The organism is Clostridium brassicae (genome assembly GCF_026738875.1).
GTDB classification, from domain to species: Bacteria; Bacillota; Clostridia; order Clostridiales; family Clostridiaceae; genus Clostridium_H; species Clostridium_H brassicae.
This window is the reverse complement of the sequence record NZ_JAPQFJ010000002.1, coordinates 219223-231493: the sequence shown is the minus strand read 5'-3', so window position 1 is coordinate 231493 and position 12271 is coordinate 219223. Positions and strand designations below refer to the sequence as shown.

Below are 12271 nucleotides of genomic sequence, written 5' to 3'. Positions count from 1 at the left end.
GACTCTCATTTACCATTAATCCTTTAATTATTCATATTTTCTTGGAATACATATAGTAACGGATGTACCTCTTCCTTTTATACTATCTATTACTAATTTACCGCTATGAAGGTTTACTATTTCATTGCAAATAGACAATCCTATTCCACTTCCAGACTTTCTAGACTCGCCTTTATAAAATTTTTCTGTAACCCTATGTAAATCATCTTTTTCTATACCTATACCACAATCTTCAATTTTAATAATTATGTTTTCATTGTACAAAAATGTACTTATAGTTATTTTTCCATTTTCCTCAGAAAATTTTATAGCATTATCTATTATATTTATAAGTACTTGTTTAAACCTATTTTCATCTACTTGAGTAAAAAAATTTTCTTCCGCTATATTTAACTCACATTCTACATTTTCATTTTTAAATCTACTTTTAAAATAATTATAAACTTCTATTACTATATTATTTATATCAGCATTTTGTAAATTTAAGCTAATTTTACCCATCTCTAGCTTAGAAAAATCAAGAAGTTCTTCTACTAATCCTGTTAGTCTTTTAGTTTCACTTAATATTATCTCTAAACCTTCTCTTATTTCTTCTTCATCTTTTATTTCTCCTGAATTTATTATCTCACTCCATCCTCTTATAGCTGTTAAAGGTGTTCTAAGTTCATGGGAAATAGACGAAATGAATTCATTTTTAACCGAATTACTCTTTTGAATTTCCTCTGCCATATAATTTAGCGTATCAGACAATTTTCCTATTTCATCATTATTTGCCTTTTTTATTCTTTTTGAAAAATCCCCCAATGCCATTGTTTCTGCAGCTTTTGTTAAATTCTCAATAGGATATACTATTTTATCAGCTAGAATAGAACTAACAGAAAAAGTTATTGCTATAACAACTCCTCCTATTAAAAGTGCTCCAATAATAATGTTTGAAATCGTTTTTTCTATTTGGGAAATAGAAATAGAATATCTTAAAACTCCTGAAATTTCATTGAGATGATATACTGGAACAGATACAGACATAATACTTTCTTTTGTAAATTTATCATTACTCCTTATGGTTTCTGTTTGCCCATTTAAGGCAGCTAAAATATCTTTTTCCTTTATATCATCATGAGATTTAAATCCATTGGAATCTATAATCATTTCCCTATTTAAATCAAAAAATTGCATATAAAAAGTACTATCTCTTGACTCATTTTCTAACATATATCTGGCTTTCTCATATATATTCTCATTTATTAAATACTTATTATAAAAATTACTTGAAACTTCTGCCTTATTTATTAATTGATATTCTGCACTTTTTATGTAATAGCTTTTTACTGAAAAAATAAATATAATCTCTAAAATAATAACTATGCTTACAATAATAATACTGTTTTGTGTATATAATCTTTGTTTAATTCCTTTCATTTATCACAACTCCACATATATCCATATCCCCAAACAGTCTTTAAATACTTAGGATTAGACGGATCCTCTTCAATTTTTCTTCTTATTCTTCTAACATTCACATCTACAATCTTTACATCCCCAAAATAACTACTTCCCCATATTTTATCTAATATCTCATCCCTACTTATGTTTTTATTCACATTGCTTATGAGTAATCTTATAAGCTCATATTCTGTTGGAGTAAGAGAAATCTCTTGGCCATTTTTCATTAAATTCTTTTTATTCATATCTAATGTAAATGGCTCCATATTAATCTTATTTTCACTATGAACTTCATTATTTGAATTTATATTAATCCGTCTTAATAATGCTTCTATCCTAGCTTCTAACTCTTTTGGGCTAAATGGTTTTACAATATAATCATCAGCACCACATCCTAACCCTTTAACCTTGTCATCTTCTTGTCCTTTAGCAGTAATCATTATTATTCCAATTCTAGGGTATATTTCTCTCAATCTCCTACAAACCTCAAAACCATCTATATCTGGAAGCATAACATCTAAAAGAGCTATATCAAATGTTCCATCAACTTTTTTCAAAGCCTCGTTACCATTTTCAGCTTCCACGACTTCATAATTTAAAGCTCTTAACTTAATCTTTATAAAACTTCTTATAGATTTTTCATCTTCTAAAATTAATATTTTGTTTTTCATATTAATCCCCTTCTAATCGCCTTTTTTTATAATGTAAAAGCTTTTTCTTAAATTATCTTCATCCATAAAATACTTAGAGTTTTCAACCTTAATATTTGGAAATACACCTAATATTACATTATTTTCATCCTCTTTTAAAACTATATATTTTTTGTTTTTTAATATATCTTTCTCTTTATCCCACTCATCTTTACTTAAATTTTCAATTGAAAAAATGTGATTCTCTATCCTTTGCTTTGAATCTAAACTAAAAAATTCTACTTTATTAACCTCACTATTTTCCTCGTAAGATGCAGAAATAGTAAATTCATTTCCCCATTTTTCAGGAATAACAATCTTATACCCTAAATCATAATTACAGTATTCTCTCAATACTAAATTAATACCTTCTTTTCCGTTCCATTGATACCATCCATTAACTACTGGTAATTTGTTCTTATTAATTAGGTGATACGTCTTCTCATCCTTAGTTGGGTACAAAAGTTTTTCTGTTAAACCTATTTCTATTATGCCATCATTATTTACATCTTTTGATTTAATAAAATCTCTTTTTAAGGTTTTAGGCTTATCTAATGATTCATTTTTAAAAATATCAACAAGTTTATTATTTTGAAGAACTAATAAATCTGTATAAGATAAAAGTGTTCCCATATCAAAATCTATAAATATCCCCTTCTTATTATTAATTACATTTCCTATCTTCATTGTATTATAATAATTTTTATTCTTTATAATAAATTTATCAATATTGTTTATTTTTTCATTAAAATATTTAAAAACTTCTAAACTAACAGCATCACTTTTAGCAACTTTTTTTAATAAAACCACTTCATTTTTACCATCATTATCCAAATCATCAATTCCTATTTCTTTATACATATCTTTATACAAAAAGTGAAAATATCCTTTACTCCATGAATATACATTTAGGAGCTTCTCATCTTCTTTTTTTCCATTCCATCCAATAATAATATCTGGTTTTTTATCTCCAGTTACATCTTTGCACTCTACCAAATCCACTCCATAAGCTTTTTGATAAATTCTATTTATCTCATGCCATTTCCCATTAAGCTGTTTTAATATGATTATTCCATACTTATTTTCACCTCTAAAAACGTCCTTATTTTCTTTAAATAAAACAATTAATTCATCTTTTCCATCTTGATCTAAATCAATACTTCTTATAGATTCCATATCTTTTTGACTTAACGATAATGTTAAAGTTTCTTCTTTTGACAAAATTTCAGATAGTATATATTCTTCCTTTATATTTTTAGATATTACTTTAGGCTTTTGTATAAGTTCAACTGGCGATTTCATAACAGAACACCCTGATAAAAATATAAAAATAAATACTATTAGTCCAATACCTTTTATACGTTTATTCATAATCTTTTCACCTTCTTTTACAAATATATTATACCTTTTAAAATTAATAGTATTATTACAGATTAGTTAAAATAATAAAATATTCAATAATAAGATCACTTCATTAAAACACATAATTAGTATTTAACCATATAATCAAAAAAGCCATCATTATGATGACTTTTCTAAATTAAATAAAGAAAATGGAATTTCTTTATTTGGTTTTAATTCAAAACTACAAATAGACTTATCTTTTGGATGTTTAAATGAAATATACTTTGACCACAAAGCAATTTGTGTCCATTCTTTCATCTTAACAAAAGCTTTATTATATTTGTTATCTCCCCATAAGGGTAATTCTGCATTAGCAAATTGAACGCGTATTTGATGATGTCTTCCCGTTTTAAGCTTGATACTTACAAGACTTAAGATTCCAAATTTCTCAGTTTTGATACTCTCTAAAACCTCATATTCTAAAATAGCCTCTTTAGCACCTTTTGTTCCTTCTGATACAACTTTAGACATATTAATAGTCCTTAACTTCTTTAAGTAGTCTTTTAATTCTCCATTATCTTTTTCTGGCTTACCACAAACAACAGCATAATACTCTTTTCTAAATAATTTTACTCTAATCTGATCAGATAACTCTCTATTTGCTTCCCTTGTCTTTGCAAAAACCATCAATCCTCCAACAGGTCTATCAAGTCTATGTACAAGTCCTATATAAGGATCTCTTGCTGATGGACATTTCTCCTTAAGATAGTTTTTTAACATAGTTATCATGTCAATATCCTCTGTTTTATCACTTTGAGATGGAACTTTAGGTGGTTTCTCTACAATTATAACATGTTTATCTTCAAATATTATTTTTAAATTCATACAATCACCTTTACTAATAAATTATTAATCAATTTAGCTTATCTTTTAATATATTATGCAAAATAGGTTCCTTAATTAAGGAACCTATAAAAATTATACTATAACAACATCTTATTGTCTTTATTTTGTTTTAATTCTTGTATGCAAAAAACAATATTTTTAAATTTTGTCTTAAAAAATATATTTTTTATCATTTTAAAACTTTTTACTATATTAAAATACTATTGATTTGCCATCATAGTAACTAATTCAAGTAAATTCTTGCTCTTAACTTCCTTATTAGTTGGAATTTTTATATCAACTTTTTTATCAATATCAAATATATTCATAGTAACAGCCAAATTAACTTTTTCTTGTTTTTCTTTTAGTACTATGTTGATTTTTGTGTGAACTATATGTCCATCCTTTAACCCTATTTCCATATAAGTTGAAGTTTCATCTAAAAGTTTTAAAAATTCATCTACTCCTTTTTTGACATCTTCAGCTTTTAAATTTTTATCATTTGACATTGCTAAACTTACAATTTTATTTAATTCTTCTTTTGACACCTTTACATTGTACATTTCAACTGTTTCTTTTACATTGTTTATAGATACTTCTTGTTTTCCTTTGTTTTCTATAACTTTATCTCCATCTTTTTCAAGATAAGCTGTTATTTCTTTATTAGTTTCTTCTTGTAATTTATAAGGATTATTAGCTAGTGAATCCATTTTAACCGTAGGAGCTTGTACTTGTTTAGACATCTTTTCTAAATCTTCTAAACTCTTAGTATCAATATTCAAATACTCTACATCCTTAAATAACGGTCCCATTTGCGCTTTCAAAAACTCAGGTATTTGTATCATTGCATTTACATTAACCTTACCATTTTCATTTATAACTTCTTCGAAAAATTTTGTTTCAACATTTATACCTGATACACTAGCCTTTATATTAGCTTGCAATTTTTGATTTTTGTCACTTTCTTTAGCTGTTTTACCATTTAATTCAAGGCTCATGTTTTTAACTGGATATTTTCCATCTTCAGCGCCTTCTACTCCAAAATCTATCTTGCTTTCAAATGCTGCATATTTTACATTTTTGCCCTTATTTAATGCATCTATTAATTTAGTTTTATCAGAAGAACCACATCCTGATAAAACCAACATCATAACGCTTGAAATAATAGCTATAATAGCAAACCCTTTAATTTTCTTCATAATATCCTCCCTTTATTAACAATTTATTCACTTAATGTTAACATATTACGCAATATAAGTATAGTTTTTTTAATCATTATTTAATTATTTTATATTTAAAATAATATTTTCTTAATTTTCAAAATTTTCTTGTAGAATTAGTACCTTTTTATATAACATATAGTTAAAAAATAGGTTGAGTTCATTATGATGAACTCAACCTACTTTTTAAGACATAAACAAATTCTTATTTGCTACAGACAGCATTAATTTTATACGATTAAGTTGATTTACTTCACTAGCTCCAGGATCATAATCTATAGGAGCAATATTGGATAAAGGATACGCACGTCTCAGTTCTTTTATCATACCTTTTCCAGTAATGTGATTTGGAAGACATGCAAATGGCTGTAAGCAAACAATATTATTTACTCCACTTTCAATAAGTTCAACCATCTCTCCTGTTAAAAACCATCCTTCTCCTGTTTGATTTCCAAGAGATAGAAATCTTTCTGCCCCTTTTGCTATTTCTTCTATTGATTTAGGAGCTTCAAACCTTTTACTATTTTCTAGCGCTTTTTTCATATCTTTTCTATAGTGTTCAATAACCTTTATTGAAAGATTTGAAGTAAGCATTGACCAAAAACTTCCTGACAAATCTCTATACTTAATTTTATCGTCATATGCAGAGTATAAAAAGAAATCTATTAAGTCAGGAACTACTGCTTCTGCTCCCTCTGTTTCTAGGAGTTCCACTATATTATTATTTGCAGTAGGATGAAATTTAACTAAAATTTCTCCAACAACACCAACTTTAGGCTTAATCAAATCTTCATAAATCTCTAACCTATCAAAATCCTCCACTATCCTATATATATTTTCTTTAAATTGTCTTTTGCTTCCACTTTTTAATGAGACGTGACATCTTTCTACCCATTTATGGTACAATTTATCGGCTGAACCTGACACCTTCTCATAAGGCCTTACTTTATATAAAACCCTCATCAAAAGATCTCCATATACAACTGACATCACTAAATTTTCAAGCATTGAAGAAGTAACTTTAAAACCTGGGTTTTTTTCTAATCCAGCTGCATTTAGTGATATAACAGGTACTTGTTCCATCCCTGCATCCTTCAGTGCCTTTCTTATAAAAGCAATGTAATTTGTTGCCCTGCATCCTCCCCCTGTCTGAGATATCATGACAGAAGTATTATTTAAATCATATTTCCCAGATTTTAAAGCCTCCATTATTTGTCCAATTACAATAATAGAAGGATAACATGCATCATTATTAACATATCTCAAACCTTCATCAATTGAATCTTTATCTACAGATGGAAGAATCTCAATTCTATATCCCTCTTTTTCAAAACCTGTCTTTAAAAACTGAAAATGTATAGGTGACATTTGTGGCGCAAGTATTGTGTGTGTTTTTTTCATTTCTTTTGTAAATATAACCCTTTCAGTACTTTGATACATCTTTCTTGGTTGAAAATTTCTTTTATCTCTCTCTTTTATCGCTGCTATCAAAGAACGTACACGAATTCTTGCTGCCCCTAAATTATTAATTTCATCTATCTTTAATACAGTGTAAATTTTTCCATATGACTCTAAAATTTCTTTTACTTGATCAGTTGTTACAGCATCTAATCCACATCCAAAAGAATTAAGTTGAATAAGTTCAAGGTTTTTTTGCTCGGCAACATAAGTTGCAGCAGCATACATTCTTGAATGATATACCCATTGATCTACGACACGAAGAGGTCTTTCGACTTTTGCAAGATGTCTTATAGAATCTTCACAAAGCACTGCAAATCCAAAGGACTTTATCATTTCAGGCATTCCATGATTAATCTCAGGATCAACATGATAAGGCCTACCAGCAAGAACTATTCCTTTTATATTGTTTTCATTTATATACTTTATTGCTTCTTCCCCTTTAGTTCTAAGGTCTGCTTTATACTTTTCTAATTCTATATAAGCTTTTCGCATGGCATCTAAAATTTCTTTTTTAGGTATATTTTCTGAAGACAATTCTTGAACTAACCTTTTTCCCATCCTACTAGGCATATCAATTGGTAAAAAAGGTTTATAAAATATAATATCATTTTCTTTTAAAATATCCATATTAGCCTTAATAGTTTCTGGATAAGACGTAACTATAGGACAATTGTAATGATTGTTTGCCCCTTCATCTTCCTTTTGATTATATGGAATACATGGATAAAATATTTTTTTAACTCCTTTATTAACCAAATCAGTAATGTGACCATGTACAAGCTTTGCAGGATAGCAAACTGATTCAGATGGTATAGTTTCCATACCAATTTCATATATTTTTTTAGAAGAGCGGCTTGAAATAATAACCCTATAGCCTAATTCATTAAAAAAAGTAAACCAAAATGGATAATCCTCATACATATTTAACACTCGAGGTATCCCTATACTACCTCTTTTAGCCTCTTTTTCTAAAAGTGGTTTATATCCGAATACTCTCTTATACTTATATTCATAAAGATTTGGAATATTATTTTCCACTTTCTCTAGTCCCGCTCCTCTTTCACACCTGTTTCCAGATATAAATTCTCTTCCATCAGCAAAATGCTTAACCGTTATTAAGCATTTGTTTCCACAAAACTCACATCTTCTCATAGATGTTTCTGTCTTAAAATCTTTAAGATCTTCTTCTTTAATAAGACTTGTACTATTTTCTTCTACATATCTATCTTTCGCAATTAAAGCTGCTCCAAAAGCTCCCATTATTCCAGCAATATCTGGACGTATAACTTCTCTTCCTATTATTTTTTCTAACGCTCTAAGTACTGAATCATTATAAAAAGTACCACCTTGAACAACAACTTTTTCACCCATCTCTTTCACATCTCTAAGCCTAATAACCTTAAATAGAGCGTTTTTTATAACAGAAAGTGATATTCCCGCTGATATATCACTTACATCAGCTCCTTCTTTTTGCGCTTGTTTTACTTTAGAATTCATAAATACAGTACAACGAGTTCCAAGATCAACTGGACTTCTTGATTTCACTGCTTCTAAAGCAAAGTCTTTAACATTCATATTTAAAGACTTAGAAAATGTTTCTATAAATGAACCGCACCCTGAAGAACATGCTTCATTTAACATAATAGATTCAATAACACCATCATTGATTTTTAAACTTTTCATATCTTGTCCACCAATATCAAGAACAAAGTCTACACCTGGAAGGAAAAAATCAGCAGCTTTATAATGAGCTACAGTCTCAATTTCTCCTATATCAACTTTCAAAGCAGCTTTAATAAGATGCTCTCCATACCCTGTTACAGCTGAATTAACAATCTTTGTATTTTCATTTATTCTCTTATATAATTCTCTTAATACCTGTATTGTAGATTCTAATGGGCTTCCCATATTACTTCCATAATAAGAGTATAATAATCCTCCTTCTTGATCTATAAGAGCAATCTTAGTAGTGGTAGAACCTGCATCTATACCTAAGTAAGCCTTCCCACTATACTCATCTATATTTACACGTTTTATTTTATTTTTAGAATGGCGTTTTTTAAATTTTTCGTACTCTAAATCACTTGAAAATAGAGGCTCTAATTTTTCAGATTCTTCATTGTTCATTTTATATATGCCAGGTGCTCTTTCATATAAACATTCGCAAGAAAAAGCTTCTTCTTCCTTTGATGCTAAAGCGGCTCCTAATGCAACGAAAAACTGAGAATCCTCTGGGAAAACCACATTTTCCTTATTTAAATTAAGAGTTTCTATAAACCTGTTTCTAAGCTCTGATAGAAAATGAAGTGGTCCTCCTAAAAATGCTACATTTCCATTTATGGGTCTGCCTTGTGCAAGTCCACTTATTGTTTGATTTACAACAGCTTGAAAAACTGATGCAGCTACATCCTCTTTTGCAGCTCCCTCGTTCAATAATGGTTGTATATCTGTTTTAGCAAATACACCACACCTTGAAGCAATGGGATAAATATTTCTATGTTTTTTAGCTAATTCATTTAATCCTAAAGCATCCGTTTGCAACAATGAAGCCATTTGATCTATAAACGCTCCAGTACCACCAGCACATGTACCATTCATTCTTTGTTCAATAGATTTTCCCAAATATGTTATTTTAGCATCTTCACCACCAAGTTCTATAGCCGCATCTGTTTCTGGAATCATATTTTCAATTGCACTAGTACATGCGATTACTTCTTGAATAAAAGGCACGTCTAATTTTTGCGATATATTAAAGCCACCTGATCCAGTAACCATTACTGTTAATAAATTTTTTTGTAATGTTAATTTTGCATCTTCTAACATAGAAACAACTGTATTTTTTATGTCTGAAAAATGTCTTAAATACTTTTTATAAATGACATTAGTATATTCATCTAATACAACCATTTTTACAGTTGTTGAACCTACATCAAGTCCAACATTTAAAACCTTTTTCATTTTTTCTCCTCCTGCGTTTTTTATTATTTAAACTATATATGAGTTATCAACAGTAGTTCCACTAAAAAAACTAAGAGGCTATCCCCTTAGTGAATATTCAAATACGTAAAATTCAATAAATTTCTACATAATATTAAATTTTTCCTATTTAGAATTTACAGGTAATATTCACCACTTCCCCCATGGTTTCTAAAATCATCTTCTTACATTTCTCACAAGAACATACGATGGTATGTATTTGAATTTTTAATTAAATTTATTAGATATTGTTTGAATTACATATATTAATAATAAACCAATTTTTTTGTTTGTATCATAGTAACAGTATAATATCCCTTTTTGACAAAAAGAGCAATACCTAATTTGAAATTAAATAAAAAAATCACAAACCCCTTTAACATAAGGGTTCAAGCCATTATGTAAGAAGTTTATGATTATTTTTTTACATTGTATATTCTCAAGTATTATGGAATTTTTTTTACCACATTTAAATGTTAATTATGCTTCGTCAGGAATATATCCTTTAAATTGTGCTTTATAAAGTTTAGAATATATTCCATCTTTTTCTATAAGATTTTCATGATTACCTTTTTCCTGTATACCATTGTTTGTTAAAACTATTATTTCATCTGCATTTTTTATAGTTGAAAGCCTATGAGCTACTACAATAGTAGTTCTGTTTTTAGATAACTCTTCCAATGATTTTTGAATTATTATTTCGGTAGCATTATCTAAAGCTGATGTAGCTTCATCTAAAATTAATATTGGAGGATTTCTAAGAAAAACTCTAGCTATAGAAATTCTCTGTTTTTGACCACCAGACAGTTTTATTCCTCTCTCTCCTACATAAGTATCATATCCGTAAGGTAAACTCATTATAAACTCATGTATATTTGCATTTTGTGCAGCTTGTACAATTTCTTCATCTGAAGCATTTGCATTACCATATAATATATTCTCTTTTATAGTACCTCCAAATAAAAATATGTCTTGCTGTACTATACCAATATTTTGTCTAAGCGACTTCAATGTAACATCTTTTATATTTTTTCCATCTATAAATATATTTCCTTCTGTAACTTCGTAAAATCTAGGAATCAAATGACACAATGTTGTCTTTCCACCTCCAGAAGGTCCAACAAAAGCCAATGTTTTTCCCTTCTCCACTTCCAAATTTATACTAGACAAAATAGATTTTTTGTCATCATAATTAAAACTTACATTATTAAAAGATATATATCCCTCTACATCTTTTAATTCAATAGCATCTTCTTTATCCTTTATTTCAGGCTCTACACTCATAATTTCTACGAATCTTTCAAACCCAGTCATTCCTGATTGGTACTGTTCTACAAAAGCAGTTAATCTTCTTATAGGTTGCATAAACGAACCTATATATAAAAAATATGCTACTAAATCTCCTACAGTTATAAGTCTTTTATAGGCAAATATTCCTCCTGCAAAAATAACTATTAAATTTAGCATATCTATCAAAAATCTGATTCCAGAAAAAAATTCGGCCATTGTTTTATAAGCATATTCTCTTGATTCTCTAAACTCAGTATTTCCTTCATCAAATTTTTTCATTTCATATTTTTCATTTGTAAAAGACTTTGCAACTCGGATTCCAGATATACTATTTTCAATTTTAGCATTTACATTAGCAACTCTTTTTCTAACATCCTTAAATGCATTATTCATATTAACTCTCTTTTTTATAGCAAACCAAAACATAACTGGAACAAATATAAATACAATAAGCGTTAATTTAAAGTTTATTGTGCAAAGAGCTAAAAAAGATCCTAAAATCATAATTAAAGATATGAATAAATCTTCTGGTCCATGATGTGCTAATTCTGAAACTTCCATTAAATCATTTACTATTCTTGACATAATATGCCCTGTTTTATTGTCATCAAAATAGCTAAACGGAAGTTCTTGAAGATGAGCAAACAGTTCTTTTCTCATATCATACTGCATTCTTACACCTACAACATGTCCCCAATAGTCCACTACATAATTACATAACAATTTAACTATGTATAATACCCCTAAAATAATAACTATTCTATAAAGCCTTTGTAACTGATAATTAGGTATAATTTCATTAATTATTTCTCTAGATATCATAGGATAAAATAAATCTATCCCAGCTACCATAAACGCACAAAAAAGATCTAATACAAATAATTTCATATGCGGTTTATAGTAACTTATAAATTTTTTCAACATCAAAATCCCCCCATGCCTACATATATACAAATTATTCTA

Annotated in this window: 7 protein-coding genes; all 7 read right to left on the bottom strand. The window is 28.2% G+C overall.

What is annotated here, in order from left to right:
* Nucleotides 1–27 precede the first annotated feature (27 nt).
* The 7 genes from OW729_RS02765 to OW729_RS02735 all read right to left on the bottom strand — a co-directional run bounded on the left by OW729_RS02765 (nucleotide 28) and on the right by OW729_RS02735 (nucleotide 12232).
* Nucleotides 28–1419, bottom strand: coding sequence for a sensor histidine kinase (locus OW729_RS02765; RefSeq protein ID WP_268059906.1), 1392 nt, complete (start codon nucleotides 1417–1419; stop codon nucleotides 28–30).
* The gene (locus OW729_RS02760) at nucleotides 1416–2114 is read right to left on the bottom strand and encodes a response regulator transcription factor (RefSeq protein WP_268059905.1); all 699 of its coding nucleotides are present in this window, start codon (nucleotides 2112–2114) and stop codon (nucleotides 1416–1418) included. The genes OW729_RS02765 and OW729_RS02760 overlap by 4 nt, the downstream gene beginning before the upstream one ends.
* Before the next feature lie 12 nt (nucleotides 2115–2126).
* Complete coding sequence (locus OW729_RS02755) at nucleotides 2127–3503, bottom strand: hypothetical protein (RefSeq protein WP_268059904.1); 1377 nt, start codon at nucleotides 3501–3503, stop codon at nucleotides 2127–2129.
* Between the two features lie 150 nt (nucleotides 3504–3653).
* Entirely contained in the window at nucleotides 3654–4361 is a 708-nt protein-coding gene (locus OW729_RS02750; RefSeq protein WP_268059903.1) for an RluA family pseudouridine synthase, read from the bottom strand.
* Between the two features lie 221 nt (nucleotides 4362–4582).
* On the bottom strand, nucleotides 4583–5560 hold the full coding sequence (locus tag OW729_RS02745) for a hypothetical protein (RefSeq protein WP_268059902.1): 978 nt from the start codon (nucleotides 5558–5560) through the stop codon (nucleotides 4583–4585).
* A gap of 207 nt (nucleotides 5561–5767) precedes the next feature.
* Entirely contained in the window at nucleotides 5768–10000 is a 4233-nt protein-coding gene (locus OW729_RS02740) for a 2-hydroxyacyl-CoA dehydratase (RefSeq protein ID WP_268059901.1), read from the bottom strand.
* Between the two features lie 498 nt (nucleotides 10001–10498).
* Nucleotides 10499–12232 carry an ABC transporter ATP-binding protein gene (locus tag OW729_RS02735; protein ID WP_268059900.1) on the bottom strand — a complete coding sequence of 578 codons (1734 nt, stop codon included), beginning with the start codon at nucleotides 12230–12232 and terminating at the stop codon, nucleotides 10499–10501.
* Nucleotides 12233–12271 lie beyond the last annotated feature (39 nt).